The organism is Ornithinibacillus californiensis (assembly GCF_001038485.1).
GTDB lineage: Bacteria > Bacillota > Bacilli > Bacillales > Amphibacillaceae > Ornithinibacillus > Ornithinibacillus californiensis.
Genome location: NZ_LDUE01000020.1, coordinates 34,836 through 60,531, shown reverse-complemented (window position 1 = coordinate 60,531; position 25,696 = coordinate 34,836). Strand labels below are relative to the sequence as shown.

The window sequence follows — 25,696 nt, the reverse complement described above, 5'->3', positions numbered from 1 at the left end:
GGGTATATATAATGGCAAAGAAAGCGCCTGAAATAGATGAGTATAAATATGGCTTTCGTGATAAAGACGTTTCTATCTTCCGTACAGAACGTGGTTTAACGCGGAGAGTCGTGGAAGAAATCTCGAATATGAAAGAAGAACCTCAGTGGATGTTAGATTATCGCTTAAAAGCATTAGAGCATTTTTATGAGCGTCCAATGCCACAATGGGGTGGAGACTTAACAGGTCTTGATTTTGATGAGATTGTGTATTATGTTAAACCTTCTGAAAAACAAGGTAGAACATGGGATGAAGTGCCTGCTGAAATCAAACAAACATTTGATAAACTTGGTATTCCAGAAGCAGAACAAAAATACCTTGCTGGTGTTTCTGCACAGTATGAATCAGAAGTTGTATACCACAGCTTAAAAGAGGACTTAGAAGATTTAGGTATTATTTTTAAAGATACAGATACTGCACTAAAAGAGAATGAAGAATTATTTAAAGAGTACTTCGGAACAGTAATCCCTTACTCTGATAATAAATTCTCTGCACTTAACTCGGCGGTTTGGTCTGGTGGATCATTCATCTATGTTCCAAAAGGTGTTAAAACAAATACACCACTTCAAGCATACTTCCGTATTAACTCTGAAAATATGGGACAGTTTGAAAGAACGTTAATCGTTGTAGATGAAGGCGCATCTGTTCACTATGTAGAAGGTTGTACGGCACCAGTATATACAACCAACTCACTTCACAGTGCGGTTGTTGAAATAATCGTTAAGAAAGATGGTTATTGCCGTTATACTACGATTCAAAACTGGGCTAATAACGTATACAACCTAGTTACAAAGCGTGCTGTAGTTGATGCAAACGGAACAATGGAATGGATTGATGGTAACATTGGTTCTAAATTAACGATGAAATATCCTGCGGTTATTCTTAGAGGTGAAGGTGCTCGTGGTAACACGATCTCTATCGCTATTGCAGGTAAAGGTCAAGTACAAGATGCTGGTGCGAAAATGCATCACTTAGCACCAAACACATCTTCTACAATTGTTTCGAAGTCATTCTCGAAACAAGGTGGTAAAGTATCATACCGTGGGATCGTTCACTTTGGACGTAAAGCAGATGGTGCACGTGCAAATATCGAGTGTGATACGTTAATCCTTGATAACGAGTCAACTTCTGATACAATCCCTTACAATGAGATTCTAAATGATAATATCTCACTGGAGCATGAAGCGAAAGTTTCTAAAGTATCTGAAGAGCAACTATTCTACCTAATGAGTAGAGGTTTAACAGAAGAAGAAGCAACAGAAATGATCGTAATGGGCTTCATCGAACCATTTACAAAAGAACTTCCGATGGAATATGCAGTTGAAATGAACCGTCTTATCAAATTCGAGATGGAAGGTTCTATTGGTTAAGCTATTTCATGAATCAAAAACCTGAATCCAAAATGGATTCAGGTTTTTTATATTGTCGGATACGTTCGAACTTTCTATTGCTCGGTAGGAATCTTTATAAAAGAATGCTAAAATATAGAATAGAAACTAAAAATAGGACAGAGGTTATTGGCTTGGTATTTATTATTTGTGTACTTGTTGGAGTTTTAACAGCATTTGTTGGTAGTTTAGTTGGGCTTGGTGGCGGAGTAATTCTAATTCCAATTTTAATTCTATTACATCAATTTGTGCCTGGATTTGAATGGGCATCACCACAAGCCATAGTAGGGATTTCATTAATTACAATGATTTTTACTTCGTTATCTTCCACTCTTACTTATTTTAAGAAAGGTAGGGTGGACTATAAGACTGGGCTACTATTTTTAACTGGGAGTATACCAGGGAGTGTCTTTGGTTCTTGGCTAAACCAGTTTATGGAGACAGATGCTTTTTTACTATATTTCGGAATTTTAATCATCATTATTTCCATGTTGTTCTTCTTGAAAAAAAGACCACAACAAAAGCTCACCTTACGTGGTAAAACTAGAAGATCCTTTCTAGTTGATGGCGAGCTTTATGAATATGCTGTATCACCGGTTTTTGCCTTTTTCTTATCATTAACGGTAGGGATGATGTCAGGATTGTTTGGAATAGGTGGAGGCTCGATTATGGTTCCAGCCATGATATTATTATTTGGTTTTCCTGTTCATATTGCTACTGCGACTTCCATGTTTATGATCTTTTTCGTTAGTGTTATCGGGGCAAGCACCCATATTGCACTAGGACATATTGTTTGGGAATATGTTTTATTTTTTATTCCTGGAGCATGGATTGGTGGGAAATTAGGTGCTAAGACTAGTCAATTTTTAAAAGGAAAAACATTGGAATGGGTATTAAGAATAACATTGATTCTTATTGGAGTTAGAATGATTATTAACGGGTTAACAGCTTAAGGAGATTTTTGAATGCAAGAAAAACTATATTTTTATTATACAAATGATCTACATAGTAACTTCGAACAGTGGCCGCGTGTTGCCACTTTTATGAAAGAAGCAAAGGCTAGGCGGGAAAAAGCTAATGATTCATACTGGATAGTTGATATAGGTGACCATGTGGACCGTGTGCATCCAATATCTGAAGCGCTCATGGGAAGAGGAAATGTCTTTCTACTCAATGAGGTTGGTTATGATTTAGTAACCATTGGAAATAATGAGGGAATTACTTTTGGTCATGAGGACTTGTTTCATTTATATGATGATGCAGCGTTTAAGGTGGTTTGTGCAAATCTAGAAAGCTTGGATAATCAATTACCGGACTGGCTGAGTCAGTCGGTACGTATACAGTCTGTTCAAGGAGTAAAAGTAGGGGTTATCGGGCTTACTGCTCCTTTCAATGACTATTATGAGCTGTTAGGTTGGCATATCGCTGATCCGTATGCCGTGTTAGAAAAGCTAGTGTTAGAGTTGAAAAAAACAACGGATGTAATTGTTCTATTATCGCACTTAGGTATAAATGAGGACCAGGAAATTGCTAGGAGGTTTACTGATATTGATGTGATAATTGGTGGACACACGCATCATTTAATTCAAACGGCTGAAGAGATTAACCAAACAATTATTACTGCTGCAGGGAAACACTGCCACTATGTTGGAGAGGTAATTTTAACTTGGGATCATCGGGAAAATAGATTAATAAAAAAGGAAGCCTATGCAACCAATATCTCAGAAATTAATGAGGATATTGAAACAACCTACCAAATAAATTCCTTACTAGAAAAATCTGAAAAGGCATTGGAAGATGTGATTGTAACGATTGCTGAACCAATAGATGTTAATTGGTATAGACACAATCAAATAATGCAACTTCTGACAGATACTATAAGAGAATATACCGAGGCAGATTGTGCAATGTTTAATACCGGGCTATTACTAGATGGGTTTTCTGAGGGAACGATAACATTAGGAGACATTCATCGCGTATGCCCGCATCCAATAAATCCTTGCATTGTTGAACTTAGCGGGGCTGAATTAATCGAAGTCGTTCGAGCCTCCTTAACGAAAGAATTTATGGAGTATCCGTTAAAAGGCTTTGGTTTTCGTGGGGAAGTATTAGGTAAAATGGTTTTCTCAGGCATTGAAGTAGAAACAGGAATACTTCGGAATGGGCAAGAATATGTGGATAAAGTTAAGTTTCAAGGATCTCCAATTGATACAGAGCATACCTATTCTCTCGTTACACCAGATGCCTTTACATTTGGAAGGTTATTACCTGAGGTTGCTAAATCTGAGAAAAAAAACTTATATACTCCCACATTTTATTCGCGATTTTTTGAAGGAAACACTGAAGGCCCACTTTTAGTTGTCGCTCGTAATCGTGACAAATGACCTCCTATTTGCATAGATATATAGTGTACATGACAAAGGAGGCAGTTTATGATTACAATAAATCCCCTAGAAGTTGACGGTGTGGTGTTTACTGCGATTAAAGTTGAGTTACCAAAAACGAACCTGTTGATGATTACGAATGAGATTGGTTATATCATGTGTGGGGCTCTTGATGTAGATTTATTAAGTGAAAAATTAAAAGTGCGACAAGTGATTGCTGCAAGGGCAGTAGGGGTACGTACGATAGACGATCTACTAGAAGCTCCGCTGGAGAAAATTACAGATGCTTCCAAAGAACATTATGGTTGGGAAGTTGGGATGATTGGAAAGGAAGCATTAAAACGAATATCTTAAAAATGTCTCCGGTGGGAGGCATTTTTATATGTCGATTTTCCAATAGCTTTTTCAAAATATATTTGATACTATTATTATAATGTATTGTCGAAAATTGCCGTATTATAGATGGCTGGTTAGGAGTACATAATGAAATTAGTCGCAACCGCAGCAATTCAACTAGGAGATATTTTAGGACAAAGTATATATCGTGATAATGGCACGATTTTACTACATAATGGTGTAGCATTGACTGAAAGGCTTATTGGACGTTTAGAAGAACAAGGGGTTACCTATGTCTACATAGAAGATGAAGCTACAAAGGATATCGTGGTACAACCAGCAATTTCCGAAAGGCTACGCCAGGATGCTACGACATCAATGAAGCGTTTGTTTACGAATATCCAGAAAACAAAGCTTACTAATAATCCGTTTACCTTGGATCAGGAAGGTAAAAATTTATCTGATATCATTAATCGAATTATGGAAGAGATAAACAGTCATCCCGAATCTATTACTCTACTCGCTGACATTTATTTAACGGATGATTACATATACCAGCATTCCTTAAATGTAACTATTTATGCGTTAGCAATTGGAGCACAGTTAAGATTAAACGCAAAAGAATTATCTGAATTGGGTAAAGGTGCTATTCTTCATGACATTGGGAAGGTATTTATTGACCCGGATATTCTACAGAAACCTGATAAGCTAACAGAGGAAGAATTCACGACGATGAAAACTCACACAACGCTTGGATATGATTTTCTAAGAAAAAATCATACCTATTCCTCAGTTGTAGCGCATTGCGCGTATCAGCATCATGAACGATTAAATGGATCTGGATATCCACGTGGTCTAAAAGGAAATGATATTCATCTATTTGCTCAAATTATTGGGGCAGCAGATGTATTTGATGCAGTTACTAGTAATCGCGTTTACCGGAAGGCAATGCTTCCTCATGAGGGGCTAGAACTTCTATATACTGGTGCGGTTAATCAATTTGATATTCGAATCATAGAAGCATTTAAGAATAGTGTAGCCGTTTACCCGAATGGCATAACCGTTGAATTAAACGATAAGCGTCATGGTGTCGTGGTAAGACAAAATAAACATATATGTGATCGTCCTATCATCAGAATCTTGAAAGAAGAAGATCGCGATATTGAACCGTATACATTGGACTTATCGCAACAATTAAATGTTACGATAACAAGCTGTGATTTAGTCTAAATTTAATTCTACCCTCCTTGGAACAAGCATAGATTGTACTGAGGAGGTTTTTTTATGAAAAGGCATCGGATGGGGTTTGTAGGAAGGAGAACGTCACCTCCAACAAGATATATATTAATGATATCTTTTGTTCTATTTATTCTTATAACATATTTCAGCCTGGAATTTATTGATGAAAAGATTACTCCAACCATTGTTGAAATTGCTGAGGTAAAAGTAGACGAATTTGCTACTAGAGGGATTAATTCTGCCGTTAAGTTTGCAGAAGAGTATACATTCGATGATGTAGCATATTTAGAAAAGACAGAAGAAGGTAATATATCGGGAGTAGGCTGGGATGCATCCGTAGTAAATAAAATTAATCGAGCTGCCACTGATAGAGTGGAAGAGTTTTTTCATAGTATGAATCGAGGAACGCCTCCCCAATACAGTGATCCACTTGGAGAGCCCGATGTTTATGGTGATACAGTAGATGAATTAGTTGATCGTGATCCAACCGTAATTGAAATTCCAATTGGTCAAGCGACTGGAAATTCCATTTTAGCAAATTTAGGACCTAGAATCCCTGTAAACTTAGAACTAGTAGGTGCTGTTCGAACACAATTAATTGAGGAAATAGAGCAGTTGCCGATAAATAATGTGTTTGTGTCTGTATATGTACACGTAGAAGCAGACGTTCAAGTAGTCGTTCCTTTTACATCCAAAGTTACTACAGTTGATACAAAAATATTAATAGACAAAAACCTTGTAATGGGTGTTGTACCAGAATTTTATAGTGGCAATGGTGGTGACCCTTCCATAGCAATTCCAAAAGAAGACTTGCAAGATGAATAAGAATCTTGTATAGTATTCTTATAACTTAATAGAAACCTTATCAGATCGGTGAGGTAGAGGTGCGGATAAGAAGAGTAACCAATAGGAGGATGACAACTATGATTATTGGTGAAAGGCTTATTTGCCGAAGCGTAATAAGGGTCAAACTTATTATTGCTGGGGTGTCTTTGAATAAAAGGCAAACTGTCATGCTGCACGTCGCATGGAGGACTACAGATCGAAATGGAGGATAACGTATATAATGCAGAAGCAATGATAGGTTATTTTCTATCGTTGCTTTTTTGTGTGGAAAAATAGATTTTTTCTATTCACGTATCTCCATGGACGGACAGCGCAAACTAATTACAACAATGGAGGTATGGACATGGAAGGAACAATTTTTTCACTTATTCCAGCAATTATTATGCTAGTCTTAGTTTTACTAACAAGAAAAGTACTACTCTCTTTAGGGGTAGGAATTATCGTAGGGGCATTATTTATTCATGATTTTAATTTAATAGGTAGTATTACGGAGGTTTGGAATGTGTTTTATGGCATCTTTATTTCCGATGGAGCACTTAATACAGGTGACCTACAACTAATTGGATTTTTACTATTATTAGGAATTATGACTGCTTTTCTTCAAGCATCTGGTGGCAGTCAGGCGTTTGGAGATTGGATGATAGCAAAAATCAAAACACGAATAGGCGCACAACTTATGTCTCCAATTCTTGGTATCATTATTTTTATTGATGATTATTTCAATGCTTTAGCTGTTGGACAAATTGCAAGACCTTTAACAGATAGACATAATATTTCACGTGCAAAGCTAGCTTACTTTATTGATTCGACATCAGCTCCGGTTACTGTAATTTCTCCGATATCAAGCTGGGGAGCTTACTTAATTGGTGTAATCGGCGGGTTAGTTGCTTTTACAGGTTTACAACCTTTAGAGGCATTTGTAAAGATGATTCCTTATAATCTATATGCAATCGGAGCGTTACTACTTGTTTTCTTAACTGCTATTCTAAATTTAAATGTAGGCCCTATGAAGAAACATGAAAGTCTAGCTCAATCTACTGGCGAAGTGATTCCCAAGGGGACTACCGTGCCGGGAGATTTAACACATGCATTTGATCCAAGTAAAAAGGGAAGAGTTATTCATTTAATATTACCGATTATTATATTGTTAGTAACTACAATTAGTTCCATGGTTATTACAGGTGCTAATGCAAGCGGGGATACTGTCACACTGATTTCTATATTTGAAAATACAAATGTTAACTTTTCCTTATTTGTTGGTGGAGTTGCTGCAGTTCTAGTAGCTTTTATATTATATTTATTACAGCAAAATCAACATGCAAAAACTGGCCTAGTCCTTGTTGAGGGAGTTAAGGCAATGCTTCCTGCTATTTATATTCTCTTATTAGCATGGATGATTGGTTCGATTATTTCTACGCTACAAACTGGTGAATATTTAGCTACAGTTGCTGAAAATGCTAATATTAGTTCGGGTATATTACCAGTAATATTCTTTGTTATTTCTGGATTTATGGCACTGGCAACAGGAACATCTTGGGGTACATTTGGAATTATGCTACCAATTGCAGCAGAAGTAATGGCTATTGCCGATCCATCGTTAATCATCCCATCACTTGCTGCAGTATTAGCGGGTGCGGTGTTTGGAGACCATGTGTCACCTATTTCTGATACGACCGTTCTTTCTTCAACTGGTGCAGGGGCAAATCATATCGATCACGTATTAACACAGTTGCCTTATGCGTTGATTGTTGCGGTTGCATCTGTTGTTGGTTACCTTATTATAGGATTAACCAATAACCTTTTCTTCGGACTAATAATTACGCTTGTTTTAATTGCTTTAACTGCATTTCTGCTAAATACTATAAACAAAAATAAATAATTAAAAATAATTAAAGGATCTAACATCAATCGTTCTTTTAGCATCAAATAAGTGGTTGTATCTAACTACTAAATCTGGTGTTTTAGAGTCGAGTTAGGTCCTTTTTTATGTTCTTTTTTAAATTTCTAAATATGTGCAAGATTATAAAAAATACCTTTGACATAAGAATAAAGTACCGTTATAATACAGACAAGTTCAGTAATTTCAGAAAACTGCAATATTACCAAATATTACTGAAATTACGGAAGGTAGATACATATTCCTAGCTTATTACTACTTTTACATAAGTAATAAGAAAAAATAGAATGAGGAGGTCTTTATATGGAAACACGTTCTCAGTGGGGAACAAGAGCAGGGTTTATTTTGGCTGCAGTTGGGTCAGCTGTTGGTTTAGGTAACATTTGGCGCTTTCCAGCTGTAGCCTATGAAAATGGTGGGGGTGCCTTCTTAATCCCTTATTTATTTGCTTTACTGACTGCAGGGATTCCGATTCTTATAATGGAATTCACAATGGGTCATAAGTACCGAGGTTCTGCACCGTTATCCTTTAAGAGGATGAATAAGAAGACAGAATTTATTGGATGGTGGGCAGTATTAGTCGCTTTTGTCATTTCTACCTATTATTCAGTTATTATTGCCTGGGCAATGTCTTATTCTGTGTTTTCATTTAATTTAAACTGGGGAGAGGATACAGGAGGTTTCCTATTTGGCGAATACCTACAACTGGCAGATACTCCTGGTGAAATTGGAGGATTTGTACCAGGGGTACTCATTCCGCTTATCTTAGTTTGGGTTATTGTTCTAGGTATTTTATTTAAAGGTGTTAAAAAGGGTATTGAAATTGCAAACCGAATCTTTATTCCGGCATTGGTAATTCTTTTCTTAATTATTGTTATTCGAGCAATTACTTTACCTGGTGCAATGGATGGACTGGAAGCATTCTTTACTCCTGACTTCAGTAAGATCTTTAGTCCTGACGTTTGGGTTGCTGCTTACGGACAAATATTCTTTAGTTTATCGATTGCATTTGCGATCATGATAACGTATTCAAGTTATTTACCTAAGAAGTCTGATATTACCAATAATGCGTTTATTACTGGTTTTGGTAACTCAAGTTTTGAACTATTAGCTGGTATTGGGGTTTTTGGAATTTTAGGATATATGGCTGGGCAAGTAGGTGAACCAGTAAGTGAAGTTGTAGATGCTGGTGTGGGCTTAGCGTTTGTTGTATTCCCAGAAATTATTAACCAATTCCCTGGATTAAATGCTTTATTTGGATTCTTATTCTTTGCTTCATTAGTTTTAGCAGGTTTGACATCACTAATGTCAATCACGGAAACATATGTAGCTGGTTTAATGGATAAATTTAAGATTTCTCGAGGGAAAGCGGTTGCCTATGGTGGTGGGGTAGCAGCATTAATTTCACTGCTATTTGCTACGCGTGGCGGATTGTATTTCCTAGATGCAGCTGATTACTTTATTAACCAATTTGGTGTGGCTCTTCTTGGTTTAGTAGAAGTAGTTCTAATTGCATGGATGCTAAGAGAAGTTAAAAATCTTAAAGACCATGCTAATGAAATATCTGATATCAAGCTAGGTGCTTGGTGGACAGTGAGTTTATCAGTGATTACGCCATTCGTTCTAGGTTATATGATGGTTGGACTATTCAAACAGAACTTGCTAAGAGAATTTGATACTGCTACAGGAAATTATGAAGGTTACTCTAATGCATTCATCCTATGGGGTGGATGGGCAGTAGCAATTGGAGCTTTAGTAGTAGGTATAATTTTGGCAATAACAAAATGGAAAAAGCCTTCAGTAGAAGAAGAAGAGTCTTATAAGAAGGAGGCACAATAAGATGGTATGGATTTCCTTTATGATTCTATCTATTGTAATTGTTTGGGGAGGTTTAGCAGCAAGTATTTGGTGGGCTGTTAAAAAAGCAAAAGAAGCGAATTAATAATAGCAAGAAGACTGTCTTAGACAAATCTTAGACAGTCTTCTTTTTTAATCTTTATTTTTTGTCATTCGTTCCCATTTTCTCAAGTATGGATAGGGATCAAATGACCATTCACTATAACCATTATCTTTATACATTCCATAATGTAAATGAGGGGGGAACTTTCCAGATGTGCCTGGTGGACCATAACCAGTTGATCCAACACTTCCAATAACATCACCTGGTTTTACAATTTGTCCAACTTTAAGTCCATCTTGGAACCCACTTAAATGGGCATAATAGTGATAAATATTATAAATATCACGGATTCCAATTCGCCATCCACCATATAGATTCCATCCTTTCAATTCAACAACTCCATACGTTGTTGAGTGAACTGGAGTTCCATAGCCTGCAAATATATCGGTTCCTTCATGAATTCGATTACCGCCAAATCCACGTCTATCTCCCCAAGTATTTCTGTAGCTATAGTTATAGTTGATTGCAACGGGAAAATCACGATCTGTTAAATTTATACCATTAAATTTCTTAAAAACACGGGCTGTATTTTTAATTGTTTGAACGGTTAAATCACGTTTATAATAATTCCATAAAGCAATTTTGAAATCCTCTGCCGAATATCCGTAACTCGTAATGTACAATGCCATCGTAAATAATACATCTTCCCCATTATCAGGGTCGGCTTTTTTATCGCCATTGCCATCTTTTCCAATACCCCCGAGTAATTTAATCGCATTTTCATCCATGGAGTCATTTCCTGGTCCAAACCAAAGTTCAGGTGGAATCCGTATGGAAATTACTTGGTCATCTTCTATATCTTTATAAATTTGTCTTTCATATTGGTCAACAGCAGCTATAAAATACCATGGAATTTCGGTTAAAGCTTCCGTCTTTTTGTAAAGAGCCATTCGCTTGTCATAGATATTTTCGTCATTGTCATTAGCAGAAGTAAAAGTTGGAAATAGACATATTAAACTGAATGAAAATAGGAAGAGGGGGAAACTTTTATACGTCATTATCTCACCTCATTTTCGAAAAGGGAATCGGACTAACCACGTTGTTAGTCCGCCATTTCCTCGCTATTTTTAACCCCTTGTGGTGACTTTTTCATTTCAGTGATAATTTGATCTAATGTATTGTCGTATTCCGGGTCTAGACTTGATGAATTATGCAAGCTCTGAATATCCTGAATTAATGTTGCGTTGTCGGACACGTAGATATGGTAAAATCCTGGCATAATTGATTCAGCAGTCTTGCTGGCAATATCTGCTGCTACATTTTGGTCCAATCCTTCATCCCGCTCATAGGCAATAAGTACTTCCTCATCTGTAACTAATGTGGAAACTCTGTCAAACCCATCAGTTCTAAGGATCATTCTGGCTATGGTATCGGCCATCTGTACACGATTAATTTTTGCTATATGATGCTCTTCTTTATCCATGTCAATTTGTTCTTTTGAATAATTTACATATCCCAGTTTATCATCAGTATTAGATGTATTCTGTGTATTGTTCTCTCGATTAGGGTCTAATTCATCTAACATTTGTTCTCGCTCACCAGTGGAGCTATCTGTTTGCGCACAAGCAGTTAAGACAATTCCTAGAGCAAGGATGCTTACTATTCTTATCATTTCTTAATCCTCCTATAGTTACAAGTTGCATTACTAGTAGTTTGTTGTAAACGTGAGAAATCATGCAATGAAAAAACAGAATAGCTGATATTCATAAAAGTATGGTAAACTATAGACAATGCATGAGAGGTGAATTTCGTTGATTGAATTATTTGGAAAAAATTACGAGTTAATTGAAAATGTAAAAGATGGTTTCCAGCAAAAAGCGCTAGAAGATCGCTACTCAGATATTTTGAAAAAATACGATTTCATTGTCGGGGATTGGGGATACGAGCAGTTGAGGTTAAAGGGATTTTATCATGATCGCAATTCCAAGGCTTCCGAGGACTCAAAAATTGGCACTTTAGATGATTACTTATATGAATACTGTAATTTTGGTTGTGCTTATTTTGTTTTACAAAAGAAAGATTAGCGATTGTTTAGGGACAGGCCCCTCATCTGTATGAGAGGGGTCTGTCCCCTTTAATAATTGTTATTAATTTAATTTTCCTGCTCTGGATTCACATCGTCGGGATGATCGTGAATCGGGTGAGCTCCCTCGATTTGTCGTGGTAAATCTTCATGTAATTGCTTATAGGGATAGACGAAAGCACTTTGTCTGCGTTGTCCCTCTTCCCAAGGTGTTGACTTACTAGAGACAGGTTCCTCTTTTTGTATACTAGAGCCGAATGGCCCTTCCGGAAATTCCTCAGGGATTAGATAGTTTTTCTGATCACGTACGTTAGAAAAGTCAGAAAATCGTTTCTTATCTTTACTTTTGTCCATTTTCCTCAGCCCCTTCTTTACTATTTATCATTTACATTATGTGAAAATATAAGTATTCCATTTGTTGGCTTTCTATAAATACGGTTAGCTTAATACAATTCTGTATTTATGCTATGATAAGAACGTATAAGAAAGATGGAGGTTATAATTATGTACTTCGTAGACAGAAAAAAGGTTGAGGCAACGTTACAATTTATTGAAAAGTTATTAGATGAATATAAAACTTTACCCACTGATTCCTATTCAGAAAAACTTGCATTAGAAAGATTAGTACAATTACTAATTGAATCGATTATTGATGTTGGAAATATGATGATTGATGGATTTATCATGCGAGATCCTGGTAGTTACGAAGATATTATAGATATTTTGGAAGATGAGAAGGTTATTCCAAGCACTGAATCCCCTGCATATAAAGCAGTAATTGAACTCCGTAAAGGGCTTGTAAAAGATTATGTTAATGTGAAGCATGAGGACTTAAGTCAAGTGCTGTCAGCGAATAAACCTATTTTAGACCAGTTCACTACACGAATTCGTGAATACTTAAAAAATGAACTTGGTGTAGCAAATGCTTTTACAAAAGAGTAAGGAGACTATTTCGTTTTGAAAAGTTATCAAGGATATTTAATTGATTTAGACGGAACGATGTACCGAGGTAATGAAGTTATCGAAGAGGCTCCTCAATTTATAATGGAGCTTAAAAAGAGAAACTTATCTTATTTATTCTTAACGAATAATTCTTCAAAAACAAAAGAGCAAGTATCTCAAAAGTTAAACGAGCTCGGTATTAAAACTAAACCTGAGGACGTTTTCACGTCAAGTATGGCTACTGCAAAATATATTAAGCAACAATACCCTGGTGCTCGCTGCCATTGTATAGGAGAAGTTGGGTTATTGGATGCCCTAAAGCACGAAGGCATGACTTTGACAGAAGATATTGAATGTGATGTCGTCGTGATGGGGATTGATCATCATGTTACATATGAGAAACTAGCGAAAGCCTCTTTGGCAGTTCGTAATGGAGCTCATTTTATATCAACAAACAGCGATAATGCACTGCCGACAGAACGTGGTATGCTCCCTGGAAACGGCGCATTTACATCCGTCGTTTCAGTAAGTACTGGAGTTAATCCCCAGTTTATTGGGAAGCCGGAACCTATTATTGTTAAAGAGGCCTTACAAGTACTTGGTACAAAACCAGAAGACACCATATTAGTTGGGGATAATTATAATACGGACATAAAAGCCGGAATTAATTCAGGAATTGATACATTAATGGTATTTACTGGTGTAACTCCTTTTGAGGAGTATGATACTTTACCAATTAAACCAAGTCATTTTATTCAAAACTTAAGCGAATGGTTTAAAAAATAGTGTAGAGAGGAGGCGACCCCTCTACACTATTTTGCATCTTCAGCAGCATGTGCCAATCTACTTGATGCCGCTGCAGCAATTGCTCCTACAATATCATCTAAGAATGTATGACATTCTCCAGTTGATTTATCGTTAAGTTTTTGCAAGATACCAGGTTTTTGTTTATCGATGTACCCATAATTTGTAAATCCTATAGAGCCGTAAACATTAACAATGGAGAAAGCTATAATTTCATCTACACCATATAATCCTTCATCAATAGCAATGGTTGTTTGTAATGGTTCTTCTAACATTTTCTTCTCTGCAAGCTTATCTAATTGAATGCCAGTAAGAATTGCATTTTGTACTTCTCTTTTTTCCAATACACGGTCAACATTATACAGACAATCGTCCATACTTAAATCCTCATGGTATTTTGATTGTAAGTAGTAAACTAGCTCTGCGATATCTTGTAATGTTACGCCTCTTTCTTGTAGTAACTCTCTTGCTTTTTGCTCCAGTACATCATGTTTAATTTTTTTATCCATGTTTATCACTGATTCTCCTTTTTTAGGTTAAAATTAGGTGATTTTCTCATACATTTATAGTAATGGTGTGGGGAGGGATTTATGATGAAAGAATTGTTATTAGTAAATTACAATATCCATGTGACTGAACAGGTTCGTATAAATGAAAGAGAAGGTTTCCGTGATCGTGATTATACTTATTTTATCATTTCTGCTACGAACAAGGAAATGATTCATCTAGAGCAAGCAGCACTTGCTTATTATCTTGCCGAAATAGGATACAATCAAACTGCTATTCCTATCCCAACTTTGGGGAATAGTTGGTTTGTTGAAAAGGATAATAATCATTATTTTGTACTGAGGGTTGCCGATATACAATGTGATAAGGAAGTGACTCATGGTAATAAACTAGCAGAGTTTCATAATAAAACGGCTGCTTATAGTTATGAACCGAAAGAAATATCTAGCTATGGGCAGTGGAAGAACTTATGGATTAATAAATTAACCGCTTTTGAGCGGAAAATAGAACAAGAAGCAGATTCCAATCAAACAAAATATTATCGGCTATTAGCAGATGTGTTTCCTTATTTAATTGGACTTAGTGAGAATGCTATTCAGTATTTACAAGAAAGCGAAACGGATAAACGATTCCATCAGGGAGACCAAGGTGTATTTGCCTTTCGTAGATATAAACAACATCTTTTAGAACCAGTGATTTGGACCGATGATTTAGCATACGATCACCCCACAAGAGACATAGCAGAATTTATTCGTTATAAATTTTTAGAAGATCAATTAGATATGACGGAAGTATCTTCTTTTCTGAAAGATTATCAAGAAAGTAGACCATTATCCGTTTTTAGCTGGAGATTATTATATGCCCGATTGGTCTACCCGATTCATTTTTTTGATTTTATAGAAGCTGGATTCCATGTCGATGATTTTCAAAGAAAATATTTAGAGTTAAAACAATTTGTTAGGAAACAAGAATTATATGAAAAACGGCTAGGCACTTTATTCGAAGTAATGGATGTGGATTACAAGAGATATGATTTACCGATAATTAAATGGTTAGGCTGAAAATAAAAAAGCAGGCAACAGTGAATGTTGTCTGCTTTCATGATATATTTAAAATACCTGTTCTATTTCCTTAACACCTGGTACTTCAGCCATTAACGCACGTTCGATACCAGCTTTTAATGTAATTGTCGAGCTAGGGCAATTACCGCAAGCGCCCATGAGACGAAGAAGTACAATGCCCTCATCATCAACATCTACTAACTCCACATCTCCACCGTCACGAAGTAAAAATGGGCGTAATTTATTTAACACTTCTTGTACTTGTTCACGCATTATCCATCTTCTCCTTTCCTATCATCATTATAAAGGTGTTTACGTAAAAAATCTATTGTCTATTTTTAATCAAATCACATATATAGTTAATATTATTTTATCTTTATATAAAGATTTTGTAAAATAAAAGAAACCGAAGCACTTTGGGGAGGAGAGAAGTAATGACAAAAGAAATCGTGATAACCGTATATGGTGCAGAACAGATTTGTGCTAGCTGTGTAGGTGCCCCTGGTTCAATTGACACATATGAATGGTTACAGGCAGCAATCGGAAGAAAATATGAAGCAGATCACATTCGTTATGAATATGTAGATATAAATAAACCGCAGCAAGATGAGAAACACCAAGAATTTGTTGAACGTATTTTTGAGGAGGATTTATTTTACCCAATCGTCTTTGTAAATAATGATATGGTTGCTGAGGGGATTCCTAGATTAAAGACTATTTATGAAGCATTAAATAACAATGATGTCAAACTTCTAGAAGAAACGAAATGAGGATATCGTATGGAAATACCATTTATTAAGATGCATGGGCTCGGTAATAATTATATTTACCTTGATTTATGTAACTTTCAATTAGAAGAGGAAATTCTTCCTGATCTTGCTCGTAAAGTTTCTAATGTGAACACGGGAATTGGTTCAGATGGCTTAATTCTTATCCATCCTAGTGAAACTGCACATGTTGGAATGCGGATTTTTAATAAGGATGGTTCTGAAGGCATGAGCTGTGGTAACGGGCTTCGATGTACCGCTAAATATGCCTTTGAAGCTGGATTAGTAAAAGAACAGAGGTTTTTCATAGAGACAAAAGCAGGTAATGTTGACGCAGATGTGCAACTATCGAACGATGTAGTAGAAGAAATTACAATAAATATGGGTAAGCCTAGCTTGAACCGTTCATCCATCCCGATGTTAGGTGATGAGCAACACCAAGTAGTGAATGAGATTTTTAAGGTCGACGGGAAGGAGTTACGTGTTACAGCTTTATCAATGGGGAATCCACATGCCGTATTTTTTGTAGAGGATATTGAAAAGGCTCCACTATATGAATTAGGGGAAACTATTGAAAAAGATGCTCGTTTTCCAGAAAGAGTGAATGTTGAGTTTGTAGAAGTTGTTAATAACAAGGAGTTAAACTTCCGCGTTTGGGAACGTGGCTCAGGAGTAACTCAAGCATGTGGTACGGGTGCTTGTGCAGCGGTGGTTGCAGCAATACTTAATAACCGAACTACTAAGAATGAAACTATCACTGTTCATTTATCAGGTGGAGATTTATTTATTAAGTGGGATAATGAAGGCAATGTTTGGATGACTGGCGGAGCTGATATTATTGCTAAAGGCGTTTATCAGTACGCCTAATTTATGGATTGGGAAAATCTTAACATTTGAGAAGGTCAAATACTATATGTATACTTATAATAAGCAATTCGAATAGGAGGAATTAAGATGGCAATTACGCTAACAGATAATGCAAGTCTCCAAATTAAAGAAATGATGAAGAGCGAATCAAGTAATGCCCGACTTCGATTTGGTGTAATGGGCGGTGGCTGCAGCGGATTATCTTATTCACTCGGTTTTGTGGAAGAAGTTAATGACGAGCTAGAACAAGTAGAGGAAATTAACGGAATTCCGATTGTTTTATCGAAACAAGATATTCCAATTATTGAAGGAACTACAATAGATTACAAGCAAAACTTAATGGGCGGCGGATTCAGTATCGATAATCCTAATGCAATTATCTCTTGTGGCTGCGGTTCTTCATTCCGTACAAAAGAGACAGTAGGCGCACCAGAAAAATGCTAATGAAAAGCTAGAATACTTATGTGTTCTAGCTTTTATTGTTGTTGGGTAAGCAATCTATAAAATTTTGTAGCTGTTCACGGATGCCAGCAGTCGAATAAATGCAAAAAAAAGAGACTGGGACATAACTAAATCACAGGAATGTAAATTCGAACAATCACCACATTAGCCCCGGAAATATACGGAGACTCCAGTGGGAGGATAGGCATAGGTGAGACCCCGCAAGAGCGATAGCTCTGAGGAGGCTCACCATCCGCCCACGGAAAGCGCAGTATATTTCCGGGGCGGATTATGTGCACTAATAATAATGTTCGGATTTACTATTGATAGAATTACTTTTGTCCCAGTCTCTTGCTTTTCTTAAATTCATAAAATTATTCGAACATACTAGTAGAATGCTTAGGTTGAACTCTTGCTTTTGGATCAATATACTGTTTTGCATTATTAATGGCAGTTGGTCCTTCTCCAAATCCTGTTGCAATTAGTTTAATTTTACCAGGATATGTACAAATATCACCTGCAGCATAAATACCAGGGATGTTAGTTTCCATCTTTGTATTGACAACAATACTATTTTTCTCAATTTCTAATCCCCAGTCTTTAATAGGACCTAAGGAAGAAATAAATCCATAGTTACAAATCACATCATCAACATCAAGCTCGATCGTTCTCTCTCCTTTAACCTCATCTAACACAAGCTTCTCGATTTTATCAGTAGTTACAATATCACTTGGAGCAAATGGTGTTAAAACATCGACATTTGAGTTCAATAGTTGTTCTACACTATGTTCATGTGCTCTAAATTCATTTCGACGATGGATTAAGGATACTTTTTCTGCAATAGGTTCAAGCATTAGTGCCCAGTCAACTGCTGAATCACCGCCACCAAGAATAGCTACCTTTTTATCCTTGAAACGATTCATATCTTTCACATAATAATGAAGGTTTATTCCTTCAAAATCCTCCGAGTTATCTATCTTTAAGCGTCGTGGTTGGAACGCTCCATTTCCAGCTGTAATAATCATCGTTTTCGTATAGTGTATTTCACCAGTATTCGAAGTTAACTTAAAGGATTCATCTTCTAAACGTTCAACGGTTTCGATAGATTGGCCCAACACAATGGTAGGGTCGAACATGTTCGCTTGCTTTTCTAAATTATCCACTAGTTCCTGAGCGCGAACTTTAGGAAAGCCTGCAATATCATATATATATTTTTCTGGATATAGGGCAGTTAATTGCCCGCCAGTATGTGGTAAACTTTCAATTATTTTTACACTAGCTTGACGCATACCCCCATAAAATGCAGTGAAAAGCCCTGCAGGACCTGCACCTATAATAGTGACGTCGTAAACTTTGTCCGTCATGATCTATGACCTCCCTTATTCCAAAATACCATTAATATAGTAACACAAAAACTAGTTGCTTGTAATTGAACAGCCTTAAATGAATAGATAAGAAAGAAAAGATTTTTAGGGTTGAAAATTATTAATAAAAGGGATATCATATAGTTTGGACAGTATATTACGATTATGTGACATTCACATTTAAATTATGGTTTTATATCTTTTTTTATTTTATTTCGTGAAAATTGTCACATACAGGTAGTAATAGATAAATAATTTAAAATTGGATGTGATGATGAATGAAAACTCCTAACATCGTCGTTTTAGGTGCTGGGTATGGCGGAATCATGACTACTGTAAAATTACAGAAGTTACTTGGTTCTAGTGAGGCAAGCATTACATTAGTAAACAAGAATGACTATCATTACCAAACAACTTGGTTACATGAGGTATCAGCTGGTACCGTTCATCAGGATCAGGCTAGAATTGCTATTAAAGACGTTATTAATCAACATAAAGTCAACTTTGTACAAGACTCCGTTGTAGAAATTAAACCAAAAGAAAATAAAGTTAAACTAGAAAATAGTGAGTTAGACTACGATTATCTAGTAATTGGCTTAGGATTTGAATCAGCAACTTTTGGTATTCCAGGATTAGAAGAAAATGCATTAATGATTAATGACATTAACTCTTCACGTTTAATTCGTGAACATTTAGAGTTTAATTTTGCAGAGTTTCATAAAGATCGAAATCCTGCTCGCCTAAACATTGTTGTTGGTGGTGGTGGATTTACAGGTATTGAGTTTGTTGGTGAACTAGCAAACAAAGTACCAGAATTATGTAAAGAATACGATATTGACAAATCTCAAGTCCGTATTATTAATGTAGAAGGTGCTCCTACTGTATTACCTGGATTCGATCCGGAATTAGTAGAGTATGCAATGAATTCACTTGAAGCACGTGGTGTTGAATTCGTTACTGGTGCTTTATTAAAAGAAAGCAAACCAGATAGCGTAGTATACGAAAAAGACGGTAAGCTTAATGAAATTCCTACCCTTACAACTGTATGGGCAGCAGGGGTAAAAGCAAATACAATCGTAGAAAAATCAGGTTTCGAAACAAACCGTGGTAAAATCCAAGTTCGTCCGGATATGCGTTCTCCAGAATATGACAATGTGTTTGTTATAGGAGATTGTGCACTAATCATGAACGAAGAAAGTGGAAGACCATTCCCACCAACTGCTCAAATTGCAATCCAACAATCTGCTACTGTAGCTCACAATGTTGTATCACTTGTGAAGGGGCATAGCGAGCTTGAAGGGTTCGAATATAAGCCACTAGGTACGTTAGCATCTCTTGGTCATAATGATGCAATGGGAGTAGTATTCGGTGATAAGAAATTATTTGGTTGGAAAGCTACTTTCATGAAGAAAATGAGTGACAACCGTTACCTATTAAAATTAGGTGGAATTGGCCTATTATTGAAAAAAGGTAAATTTAACTTCTTCTATTAATTCAGGTAATTAAATTCAGAAAGCAAAGGCGTTATCTCGTCTTTGCTTTTTTCATGATTTCCTTATAGAATTAATTTGTATGTGAGTGATAGGAAAAGGGGATTACATAAATTGATACAATTAATTGTTTCCGTTATTTTATTTTTCGTTATTTTTTTTGGAATATCATTTATTTTAAATATGCTATTAAGACGAACATGGTTAATGGCCTTTATATATCCATTTATCGTACTATTCATTGTCGATGAAATTTCGATTGGTGATTATTTTACTGCTCCTGGACAGTCTTTTTCAAAGGCATTTTCCGAGTTGCTATCCATTAATGCCTGGGATATTGTGATTCTATCATCAGGTTTTATTGGTACGATTGTCTCTGGTTTTGTGATTAAGTTCTTGCGTAAAAACGGCTATCAAATGTTCTAATGATACATTTCTAAACTTTAGTTTTCTATTCAAAATGCATAAAATCGTACTAGATTGGAAATGATGACACCCAGAGAGGTGTTATTATTGAAAATCAGTACAATTGTAAGAAGAATTGGCATGACGAGCCTGTTTCTGCTAGCATTTTGGGCCACTTTATCCAGTATCTCCAATGTGACTTATGCAGATATAGCAATAATGCTAAAGCAAGATCATGCGGTTGCCGCTAATGTTTATGAGGTTAGAGAAGCGGAACATAGAAAGATAGCTTTGCAAGAGAAAGAATTTAAGGTGATTAAAAAGCAAGAGCGATATATATCTAGTGAACAAATCGAACGACCTAAAACGGTTGAAGAGGCAATAAATATTGATAATTACCCGAAAGCAACCGTAGTAGCGACTGGTTATACTGCTGGTGTTGAATCGACAGGTAAGACTCCAGATCATCCACAATATGGTATTACCTATTCTGGTGTAAAAGTAAAGCGGGACTTATATTCTACAATTGCAGCAGATTTAAATGTTTACCCAATTGGTACAATTATGTGGATACCAGATTATGGATTTGGCGTAGTTGCGGATAAGGGCGGTGCCATTAATGGTAATAAGATTGATCTCTATTTCCATTCTGTTGAAGATGTGTATTCTCAATGGGGAAAACGCGAGGTTGATGTATATATTATTGAAAAAGGTACCGGAGAACTTTCTGAAGAAGTACTACAAAACTTAAATGAGAATGAAGCGCTGCAAGTGTTTCGTGAACAAATTAATAAGAGTTAAAAAAGGAGAGGGGGGACCCTCTCCTTTAGCTTTTAATAAAAATGATAAAATATAATTCCTACTACAATACCGGTTATTGCTCCAAAAAATACTTCAATTGGTTTATGGCCAAGTAATTCCTTTAAGTCTTCCCGTTTCTCATATGCACCTTTATTTTCCCAGTTCTTTGCACCTTCAACCAGTAATTGAAAATCCTTTACTAGTTGGTTGAGTATAGTTGCATGCTTACCTGCATGTCTACGTACTCCTGAAGCATCATACATCGTTATCGTACTGAATACTGCTGCGACAGCAAATAGGGTTGAACCAAATCCTTCTACATAGCCAATTGCAGTGGATAAAGCCGTAACTGCTGCTGAGTGACTGCTAGGCATACCACCCGTACTAAAAGCAAGTCCAGGGGCAAATTCTTTAGTTGCAATGAAGTGAATAGGTATCTTGATAACTTGGGCGATGATAATAGCAGCTAGGGCAGCCGTTATGGGGTAATTAGAAAATAAGTCCATGGTGTCGTCCTTTCAGAATTGGTATCATACTTATTGTTGCTATTTTACCATAGACCATGTATGAAGTGTTATCGTTAATTAGGAATAAAAAAAGAGATTGAAAATCAATCTCTTAGGAATACTATACTTTTGCAGTTTTCCAAACCATTGGGATTCTATTAGCTACCCTCACTGTGAATACTGCAGCCAAGCAGGACATGGCGACGTCTTTTATTAAAAATGGAATCATACTGATCCAGGCAACTCCGTAATTAATGTCTAGGTTCATGTAAAAATTCATCGATAAATACATGAATGTTACACCTAATAGATAATTAATAGTTAATCCCGCTAAGGATGCAATTACAAACCTTTGTAGTGAGGCCGTTGCCTTTTGCTCGGCAATCCATCCTGTAATAAAAGCAACTAATATAAACGATAGAATGAATCCACCAGTAGGAGTAATTAATTGTACGGGACCAGCTTCCATTCCTGCAAAAACAGGGACACCGACAACGCCAATTAATACATATGTAATCATTGCGAGACTGCCTAGCCTCTTACCTAACATGAGACCTGCAAGTATGGAGAAGAACGTTTGTAAAGATAGTGGTACGGTTGTTCCTCCTATCGGTACTGCCAAAAACGGAAACCAAATAGCTATGTTGGCTCCAATAGCCATTAAACAAACAAACAATGCTCCGACTGTAATTTCGATTGGTTTTATATTTTTCATCTCTTTAACTCCTCTCATAAATTAGAATAATAAGAAGTTGCAATAATGTCAACCTAAAAATAATTAGGTTAACAATGGAAAGTAAAAAACACCCCAAGAAGGGAAGTTCCCATTTGAGGTGCTAAGCTTACCGAGCTAAATATCTTTTTATTTTATCGCTGCTTCTAAAGCAATTTCCATCATCTCATTGAAGGTTGTTTGGCGCTCTTCTGCAGTTGTTTCTTCACCTGTAATAATATGGTCTGAAACAGTTAACACAGATAGTGCTTGACGATCGAACTTAGCTGCTAGTGTATATAGTGCCGTTGTTTCCATTTCAATAGCTAGAACCTTATATTTCGCGAGTAAAGCGTTAACTTCCTTTGCATTATCTCGATAGAACGTATCGCTTGTAAATACATTACCAACACGAATATTCATGCCTTTAGCGGTTCCAACCTCATAAGCATGGCGCAGTAAATCAAAATCTGCTAAAGGTGCATAGTCAATGCCGTTGAAGATTAACTGGTTCATTCGAGAATCGGTAGTAGACCCTTGAGCTAAGATAACATCTCTTACTTTTACATCCTTTTGGATAGCACCACAAGTACCAACACGGATTAACTTTTTAACATCATAGCTTGAAATCAGTTCATTAACATAAATTGAAATGGATGGAACACCCATTCCAGTACCTTGAACGGAGACTTTTTCACCTTTATATGTACCTGTATATCCATACATGCCGCGAACTTGATTATATTGAGTAACGTCTTCTAAGAAGGTTTCCGCAATATATTTTGCTCTTAAAGGGTCTCCTGGAAGTAGAATTTTATCAGCAATTTCACCTGGTTTAGCTCCAATATGTACACTCATGTTATTTCCTCCTAATCATGCTTGTAAAAAACTTACATTCGTTCTTTGAAATATGTCGTATTTCATTCGCAATAGGGGAATAGTTTATTCTTTCCTATTGGCCTAAAAACAAAGTTATCATATCCAAACCGTAAAAACAATTAATTACCATACTTTTTAGTTCCCTTGAGATTATATATTGTATATAATTAAAGTAAGTTCAATTATTCACGAAGGTATGTTAGTATAATTGAGGTAAAAGTACATAAAATTTGTACAAGCAATCTTACTCGGAAGGATGAATGAAATGAAAGAACAAAAATTTACAATCACTGCTGATACTGGTGTACATGCTCGTCCTGCTACTCTATTAGTTAATAAAGCTGGTCAATACCAATCAGAGGTTGAATTAACTTATAATGAGAAAAAAGTTAACTTAAAATCCATTATGGGTGTCATGTCTCTTGGTATTCCAAAGGGTGCAGAAATCATCGTTTCTGCAAGTGGTAATGATGAGGATGAAGCAATACAAGGCATCGCTGAAGTAATTAAAGAAAACTTAGGTGAATAATGAAACAGGCTGTCCATAGGTTGAATGATACCTATTAAACAGCCTTTTTTTAATAAATTTTACCTATATAATAACTTTCTTCAATCGATGCTAAAGCTTTGAGAGCTTCGACATTATAAGCGGTATCTTTTATTTCTAACTGGTTGCGATAGTTCTCTACAGCTATTTTTAAAGATTTCCCGTAATCCATTACATCGTCAACGTATGGTGTTACAACTCCCTTAAGAATATTCACCTTTTCAAACTGTGCTAAGGCTTTACGTTCATGAAAAATGACATTTTCTACTTGTTTTGGATGATGTAGGTCTCCTTGCATCGGGTGTTTTACTACGGCAAGAATTTTAACTAAATATTTGTCCTGTCGATCCTCCACTATTTCTCCTATGTATATACCTGACTTGTTCGGTACTTGTACTCTATCACCTATATCATGGTTACTCACGAAATCACTCCTACTCAAAGTCATTACCCTAATATCTAGTATACATTGTGCCAAATTTTCAACAAATTAGCGAATAATTGGTTTGGTGCTTTGTTTGATTCTCTCCAATTTGGTATACTGAAGAGCAGAAGGACGTGATGACAAGATGATGCCATTTTTATACTTCCCTGAAGATAAATCAGAATATATTCCAGCGATTATTACGTTAGTAGTCTTTATTATTGCTGCTGCAGTAGCATTATACTTTTTTTATAAGCATTCCCAGAAGCAAGAGAAACAGTTTAACATGGAATATAAAAACCAAATTGAAACACAATTAGATAATCAAAATAAACAGAAATAGTGGGGCAGAGATATCTGTCCTTTTTTATGTGGAAAACAAAATTTAAATCTCAATTTCTTCTTTCCTTTCATTCCATGTTTACACTCACTCTTTTTGCAAATACTAACGTTATCATGCAAAAAAAGGAGTAGTGGATATGCGATTTATACTTATATTCCTTTTATCTACCTCGTTATTAACTGCTTGTCAAAGTAAAGTTGAAACCTCAAAGACAGTTGAAATGTATAATACATCAGGTGATATGGTTGGAACGGCACAGTTATTGGAGTCTCCAGATGGTGTTCAAGTCAAATTAAAGTTAGAAGGTCTTACTCCCGGATTTCATGGTCTCGCAGTCCATGAATATGCAAAGTGCGAGGCTCCAGATTTCAAAAGCGCAGGTAACCACTTAGACCCAGAGGGGAAAGAGCATGGCTTAATGCATCCTAAGGGACCTCATTTAGGTGATTTACCTAATATTGAAGCGGATGCAGGGGGACTAGTTGATGAAGAACTTTTACTTCCAGCAGCAACGTTGAAAGACGGGAAAATGTCTCTATTAAGAGGAGAAGGGACATCATTAATTGTCATGGAATTACAGGATGATGGTGTATCACAGCCTAGTGGTAATGCAGGTGCTAGACTTATCTGTGGTGAGATTAAATCTGGAAAAGAGCAAGAGGCTACAGAATCACCAACTGACCCGACAGAATTTAATGAGAAACAAGAATAAAGGAAGCGCATA

At 36.2% G+C, this 25,696-nt stretch carries 32 protein-coding genes and 1 riboswitch; of the genes, 22 read left to right on the top strand and 10 right to left on the bottom strand.

The annotated features are described in order from the left end of the window. Positions 1 to 11: 11 nt before the first annotated feature. The 9 genes from sufB to TE34_RS20940 all read left to right on the top strand — a co-directional run bounded on the left by sufB (position 12) and on the right by TE34_RS20940 (position 10,071). On the top strand, positions 12 to 1,409 hold the full coding sequence (gene sufB / locus TE34_RS04805) for a Fe-S cluster assembly protein SufB (protein WP_047983692.1): 1,398 nt from the start codon (positions 12 to 14) through the stop codon (positions 1,407 to 1,409). A 104-nt stretch (positions 1,410 to 1,513) separates the two neighbouring features. Beyond that, positions 1,514 to 2,380: a sulfite exporter TauE/SafE family protein gene (locus TE34_RS04800; RefSeq protein ID WP_236687102.1), complete on the top strand. Its 867-nt coding sequence runs from the start codon at positions 1,514 to 1,516 to the stop codon at positions 2,378 to 2,380. A gap of 12 nt (positions 2,381 to 2,392) precedes the next feature. After that, positions 2,393 to 3,811, top strand: coding sequence for a bifunctional metallophosphatase/5'-nucleotidase (locus TE34_RS04795; RefSeq protein WP_236687101.1), 1,419 nt, complete (start codon positions 2,393 to 2,395; stop codon positions 3,809 to 3,811). A 48-nt stretch (positions 3,812 to 3,859) separates the two neighbouring features. After that, the gene (locus TE34_RS04790; RefSeq protein ID WP_047983691.1) at positions 3,860 to 4,165 is read left to right on the top strand and encodes a YunC family protein; all 306 of its coding nucleotides are present in this window, start codon (positions 3,860 to 3,862) and stop codon (positions 4,163 to 4,165) included. A gap of 129 nt (positions 4,166 to 4,294) precedes the next feature. Next, positions 4,295 to 5,377 carry an HD-GYP domain-containing protein gene (locus TE34_RS04785; protein WP_047983690.1) on the top strand — a complete coding sequence of 361 codons (1,083 nt, stop codon included), beginning with the start codon at positions 4,295 to 4,297 and terminating at the stop codon, positions 5,375 to 5,377. A gap of 54 nt (positions 5,378 to 5,431) precedes the next feature. Then, positions 5,432 to 6,211, top strand: a complete 780-nt coding sequence (gene yunB / locus TE34_RS04780; RefSeq protein WP_047983689.1) for a sporulation protein YunB — start codon at positions 5,432 to 5,434, stop codon at positions 6,209 to 6,211. 46 nt (positions 6,212 to 6,257) lie between these two features. Then, positions 6,258 to 6,432: riboswitch (Lysine riboswitch) on the top strand. A 143-nt stretch (positions 6,433 to 6,575) separates the two neighbouring features. Continuing rightward, positions 6,576 to 8,111, top strand: coding sequence for a Na+/H+ antiporter NhaC family protein (locus tag TE34_RS04775; RefSeq protein WP_047983688.1), 1,536 nt, complete (start codon positions 6,576 to 6,578; stop codon positions 8,109 to 8,111). 321 nt (positions 8,112 to 8,432) lie between these two features. Next, positions 8,433 to 9,968: a sodium-dependent transporter gene (locus TE34_RS04770; RefSeq protein ID WP_047983687.1), complete on the top strand. Its 1,536-nt coding sequence runs from the start codon at positions 8,433 to 8,435 to the stop codon at positions 9,966 to 9,968. 1 nt (position 9,969) lies between these two features. Then, positions 9,970 to 10,071, top strand: coding sequence for a MetS family NSS transporter small subunit (locus TE34_RS20940; protein ID WP_157037578.1), 102 nt, complete (start codon positions 9,970 to 9,972; stop codon positions 10,069 to 10,071). 47 nt (positions 10,072 to 10,118) lie between these two features. Here TE34_RS20940 and TE34_RS04765 read toward each other — a convergent pair whose 3' ends face one another. Next, positions 10,119 to 11,087: a M23 family metallopeptidase gene (locus TE34_RS04765; RefSeq protein ID WP_047983686.1), complete on the bottom strand. Its 969-nt coding sequence runs from the start codon at positions 11,085 to 11,087 to the stop codon at positions 10,119 to 10,121. A gap of 44 nt (positions 11,088 to 11,131) precedes the next feature. After that, on the bottom strand, positions 11,132 to 11,701 hold the full coding sequence (locus tag TE34_RS04760) for a YhcN/YlaJ family sporulation lipoprotein (protein WP_047983685.1): 570 nt from the start codon (positions 11,699 to 11,701) through the stop codon (positions 11,132 to 11,134). Positions 11,702 to 11,840: 139 nt separating this feature from the next. On the opposite strand from TE34_RS04760, the gene TE34_RS04755 reads away from it, so the two are divergent. Continuing rightward, the gene (locus tag TE34_RS04755; protein WP_047983684.1) at positions 11,841 to 12,113 is read left to right on the top strand and encodes a YutD family protein; all 273 of its coding nucleotides are present in this window, start codon (positions 11,841 to 11,843) and stop codon (positions 12,111 to 12,113) included. 68 nt (positions 12,114 to 12,181) lie between these two features. On the opposite strand, the gene TE34_RS04750 is transcribed toward TE34_RS04755, so the two are convergent. Next, positions 12,182 to 12,466, bottom strand: coding sequence for a hypothetical protein (locus TE34_RS04750; RefSeq protein WP_047983683.1), 285 nt, complete (start codon positions 12,464 to 12,466; stop codon positions 12,182 to 12,184). A 150-nt stretch (positions 12,467 to 12,616) separates the two neighbouring features. Here TE34_RS04750 and TE34_RS04745 point away from each other — a divergent pair, with 150 nt between their 5' ends. Then, positions 12,617 to 13,054 (top strand): DUF86 domain-containing protein, encoded by a 438-nt coding sequence (locus TE34_RS04745; RefSeq protein ID WP_047983682.1) that lies wholly within the window; start codon positions 12,617 to 12,619, stop codon positions 13,052 to 13,054. A gap of 15 nt (positions 13,055 to 13,069) precedes the next feature. Then, positions 13,070 to 13,840 carry a TIGR01457 family HAD-type hydrolase gene (locus TE34_RS04740; protein WP_047983681.1) on the top strand — a complete coding sequence of 257 codons (771 nt, stop codon included), beginning with the start codon at positions 13,070 to 13,072 and terminating at the stop codon, positions 13,838 to 13,840. A 26-nt stretch (positions 13,841 to 13,866) separates the two neighbouring features. Here TE34_RS04740 and TE34_RS04735 read toward each other — a convergent pair whose 3' ends face one another. Continuing rightward, positions 13,867 to 14,367 carry a phosphatidylglycerophosphatase A family protein gene (locus TE34_RS04735; protein ID WP_047983680.1) on the bottom strand — a complete coding sequence of 167 codons (501 nt, stop codon included), beginning with the start codon at positions 14,365 to 14,367 and terminating at the stop codon, positions 13,867 to 13,869. 84 nt (positions 14,368 to 14,451) lie between these two features. On the opposite strand from TE34_RS04735, the gene TE34_RS04730 reads away from it, so the two are divergent. Then, positions 14,452 to 15,426 carry a protein kinase family protein gene (locus TE34_RS04730; protein ID WP_047983679.1) on the top strand — a complete coding sequence of 325 codons (975 nt, stop codon included), beginning with the start codon at positions 14,452 to 14,454 and terminating at the stop codon, positions 15,424 to 15,426. Between the two features lie 48 nt (positions 15,427 to 15,474). Here the strand turns inward: TE34_RS04730 and TE34_RS04725 are convergent, their stop codons facing one another. Continuing rightward, positions 15,475 to 15,699, bottom strand: a complete 225-nt coding sequence (locus TE34_RS04725) for a NifU family protein (protein ID WP_026907002.1) — start codon at positions 15,697 to 15,699, stop codon at positions 15,475 to 15,477. Between the two features lie 161 nt (positions 15,700 to 15,860). Between TE34_RS04725 and TE34_RS04720 the strand changes: the two genes are divergently transcribed. The 3 genes from TE34_RS04720 (at position 15,861) to TE34_RS04710 (ending at position 17,504) form a co-directional block, all read left to right on the top strand. Continuing rightward, on the top strand, positions 15,861 to 16,196 hold the full coding sequence (locus TE34_RS04720) for a YuzD family protein (protein ID WP_047983678.1): 336 nt from the start codon (positions 15,861 to 15,863) through the stop codon (positions 16,194 to 16,196). Between the two features lie 9 nt (positions 16,197 to 16,205). Beyond that, a complete protein-coding gene (gene dapF / locus TE34_RS04715; RefSeq protein WP_047983677.1) occupies positions 16,206 to 17,060 on the top strand; it encodes a diaminopimelate epimerase in 855 nt (284 codons plus the stop codon). An 87-nt stretch (positions 17,061 to 17,147) separates the two neighbouring features. Next, entirely contained in the window at positions 17,148 to 17,504 is a 357-nt protein-coding gene (locus tag TE34_RS04710; RefSeq protein WP_047983676.1) for a HesB/IscA family protein, read from the top strand. 371 nt (positions 17,505 to 17,875) lie between these two features. Here the strand turns inward: TE34_RS04710 and TE34_RS04705 are convergent, their stop codons facing one another. Beyond that, positions 17,876 to 18,865 carry an NAD(P)/FAD-dependent oxidoreductase gene (locus TE34_RS04705; RefSeq protein ID WP_047983675.1) on the bottom strand — a complete coding sequence of 330 codons (990 nt, stop codon included), beginning with the start codon at positions 18,863 to 18,865 and terminating at the stop codon, positions 17,876 to 17,878. A gap of 278 nt (positions 18,866 to 19,143) precedes the next feature. Here TE34_RS04705 and TE34_RS04700 point away from each other — a divergent pair, with 278 nt between their 5' ends. The 3 genes from TE34_RS04700 to TE34_RS04690 all read left to right on the top strand — a co-directional run bounded on the left by TE34_RS04700 (position 19,144) and on the right by TE34_RS04690 (position 21,561). Then, positions 19,144 to 20,358: an NAD(P)/FAD-dependent oxidoreductase gene (locus tag TE34_RS04700; RefSeq protein ID WP_047983674.1), complete on the top strand. Its 1,215-nt coding sequence runs from the start codon at positions 19,144 to 19,146 to the stop codon at positions 20,356 to 20,358. 111 nt (positions 20,359 to 20,469) lie between these two features. Beyond that, positions 20,470 to 20,781 carry a YuiB family protein gene (locus TE34_RS04695; RefSeq protein WP_047983673.1) on the top strand — a complete coding sequence of 104 codons (312 nt, stop codon included), beginning with the start codon at positions 20,470 to 20,472 and terminating at the stop codon, positions 20,779 to 20,781. 87 nt (positions 20,782 to 20,868) lie between these two features. Continuing rightward, complete coding sequence (locus TE34_RS04690) at positions 20,869 to 21,561, top strand: 3D domain-containing protein (protein ID WP_047983672.1); 693 nt, start codon at positions 20,869 to 20,871, stop codon at positions 21,559 to 21,561. Positions 21,562 to 21,593: 32 nt separating this feature from the next. Here TE34_RS04690 and TE34_RS04685 read toward each other — a convergent pair whose 3' ends face one another. The 3 genes from TE34_RS04685 to deoD all read right to left on the bottom strand — a co-directional run bounded on the left by TE34_RS04685 (position 21,594) and on the right by deoD (position 23,637). Further along, the gene (locus TE34_RS04685; protein WP_047983671.1) at positions 21,594 to 22,067 is read right to left on the bottom strand and encodes a divergent PAP2 family protein; all 474 of its coding nucleotides are present in this window, start codon (positions 22,065 to 22,067) and stop codon (positions 21,594 to 21,596) included. Between the two features lie 121 nt (positions 22,068 to 22,188). Then, the gene (locus TE34_RS04680; protein WP_047983670.1) at positions 22,189 to 22,782 is read right to left on the bottom strand and encodes a biotin transporter BioY; all 594 of its coding nucleotides are present in this window, start codon (positions 22,780 to 22,782) and stop codon (positions 22,189 to 22,191) included. A 147-nt stretch (positions 22,783 to 22,929) separates the two neighbouring features. Continuing rightward, entirely contained in the window at positions 22,930 to 23,637 is a 708-nt protein-coding gene (gene deoD, locus TE34_RS04675; RefSeq protein ID WP_047983669.1) for a purine-nucleoside phosphorylase, read from the bottom strand. Positions 23,638 to 23,923: 286 nt separating this feature from the next. On the opposite strand from deoD, the gene TE34_RS04670 reads away from it, so the two are divergent. Further along, the gene (locus TE34_RS04670) at positions 23,924 to 24,187 is read left to right on the top strand and encodes a phosphocarrier protein HPr (RefSeq protein ID WP_047983668.1); all 264 of its coding nucleotides are present in this window, start codon (positions 23,924 to 23,926) and stop codon (positions 24,185 to 24,187) included. 49 nt (positions 24,188 to 24,236) lie between these two features. Here TE34_RS04670 and kapB read toward each other — a convergent pair whose 3' ends face one another. Continuing rightward, on the bottom strand, positions 24,237 to 24,629 hold the full coding sequence (kapB, locus tag TE34_RS04665) for a sporulation phosphorelay system protein KapB (RefSeq protein ID WP_047983667.1): 393 nt from the start codon (positions 24,627 to 24,629) through the stop codon (positions 24,237 to 24,239). A gap of 145 nt (positions 24,630 to 24,774) precedes the next feature. Between kapB and TE34_RS04660 the strand changes: the two genes are divergently transcribed. Both TE34_RS04660 and TE34_RS04655 read left to right on the top strand, forming a co-directional pair. Continuing rightward, positions 24,775 to 24,972, top strand: a complete 198-nt coding sequence (locus TE34_RS04660; RefSeq protein ID WP_047983666.1) for a type II secretion system protein — start codon at positions 24,775 to 24,777, stop codon at positions 24,970 to 24,972. A gap of 136 nt (positions 24,973 to 25,108) precedes the next feature. Continuing rightward, positions 25,109 to 25,684 (top strand): superoxide dismutase family protein, encoded by a 576-nt coding sequence (locus tag TE34_RS04655; protein ID WP_047983665.1) that lies wholly within the window; start codon positions 25,109 to 25,111, stop codon positions 25,682 to 25,684. Positions 25,685 to 25,696 lie beyond the last annotated feature (12 nt).

Bases quoted from the DNA above. Each gene is read 5' to 3' on its own strand.
- TE34_RS04790 (WP_047983691.1), top strand. From the start codon at position 3,860: ATGATTACAATAAATCCCCTAGAAGTTGACGGTGTGGTGTTTACTGCG.
- TE34_RS04745 (WP_047983682.1), top strand. From the start codon at position 12,617: ATGTACTTCGTAGACAGAAAAAAGGTTGAGGCAACGTTACAATTTATT.
- TE34_RS04685 (WP_047983671.1), bottom strand. From the start codon at position 22,067: ATGGACTTATTTTCTAATTACCCCATAACGGCTGCCCTAGCTGCTATT.
- TE34_RS04710 (WP_047983676.1), top strand. From the start codon at position 17,148: ATGGCAATTACGCTAACAGATAATGCAAGTCTCCAAATTAAAGAAATG.
- TE34_RS04680 (WP_047983670.1), bottom strand. From the start codon at position 22,782: ATGAAAAATATAAAACCAATCGAAATTACAGTCGGAGCATTGTTTGTT.
- TE34_RS04760 (WP_047983685.1), bottom strand. From the start codon at position 11,701: ATGATAAGAATAGTAAGCATCCTTGCTCTAGGAATTGTCTTAACTGCT.
- TE34_RS04705 (WP_047983675.1), bottom strand. From the start codon at position 18,865: ATGACGGACAAAGTTTACGACGTCACTATTATAGGTGCAGGTCCTGCA.
- TE34_RS04730 (WP_047983679.1), top strand. From the start codon at position 14,452: ATGAAAGAATTGTTATTAGTAAATTACAATATCCATGTGACTGAACAG.
- sufB (WP_047983692.1), top strand. From the start codon at position 12: ATGGCAAAGAAAGCGCCTGAAATAGATGAGTATAAATATGGCTTTCGT.
- TE34_RS04785 (WP_047983690.1), top strand. From the start codon at position 4,295: ATGAAATTAGTCGCAACCGCAGCAATTCAACTAGGAGATATTTTAGGA.
- TE34_RS04725 (WP_026907002.1), bottom strand. From the start codon at position 15,699: ATGCGTGAACAAGTACAAGAAGTGTTAAATAAATTACGCCCATTTTTA.
- TE34_RS04670 (WP_047983668.1), top strand. From the start codon at position 23,924: ATGAAAGAACAAAAATTTACAATCACTGCTGATACTGGTGTACATGCT.
- TE34_RS04775 (WP_047983688.1), top strand. From the start codon at position 6,576: ATGGAAGGAACAATTTTTTCACTTATTCCAGCAATTATTATGCTAGTC.
- TE34_RS04655 (WP_047983665.1), top strand. From the start codon at position 25,109: ATGCGATTTATACTTATATTCCTTTTATCTACCTCGTTATTAACTGCT.
- TE34_RS04765 (WP_047983686.1), bottom strand. From the start codon at position 11,087: ATGACGTATAAAAGTTTCCCCCTCTTCCTATTTTCATTCAGTTTAATA.
- TE34_RS04700 (WP_047983674.1), top strand. From the start codon at position 19,144: ATGAAAACTCCTAACATCGTCGTTTTAGGTGCTGGGTATGGCGGAATC.
- TE34_RS04750 (WP_047983683.1), bottom strand. From the start codon at position 12,466: ATGGACAAAAGTAAAGATAAGAAACGATTTTCTGACTTTTCTAACGTA.
- TE34_RS20940 (WP_157037578.1), top strand. From the start codon at position 9,970: ATGGTATGGATTTCCTTTATGATTCTATCTATTGTAATTGTTTGGGGA.
- TE34_RS04720 (WP_047983678.1), top strand. From the start codon at position 15,861: ATGACAAAAGAAATCGTGATAACCGTATATGGTGCAGAACAGATTTGT.
- deoD (WP_047983669.1), bottom strand. From the start codon at position 23,637: ATGAGTGTACATATTGGAGCTAAACCAGGTGAAATTGCTGATAAAATT.
- TE34_RS04770 (WP_047983687.1), top strand. From the start codon at position 8,433: ATGGAAACACGTTCTCAGTGGGGAACAAGAGCAGGGTTTATTTTGGCT.
- TE34_RS04735 (WP_047983680.1), bottom strand. From the start codon at position 14,367: ATGGATAAAAAAATTAAACATGATGTACTGGAGCAAAAAGCAAGAGAG.
- yunB (WP_047983689.1), top strand. From the start codon at position 5,432: ATGAAAAGGCATCGGATGGGGTTTGTAGGAAGGAGAACGTCACCTCCA.
- TE34_RS04795 (WP_236687101.1), top strand. From the start codon at position 2,393: ATGCAAGAAAAACTATATTTTTATTATACAAATGATCTACATAGTAAC.
- TE34_RS04800 (WP_236687102.1), top strand. From the start codon at position 1,514: ATGCTAAAATATAGAATAGAAACTAAAAATAGGACAGAGGTTATTGGC.
- TE34_RS04660 (WP_047983666.1), top strand. From the start codon at position 24,775: ATGATGCCATTTTTATACTTCCCTGAAGATAAATCAGAATATATTCCA.
- dapF (WP_047983677.1), top strand. From the start codon at position 16,206: ATGGAAATACCATTTATTAAGATGCATGGGCTCGGTAATAATTATATT.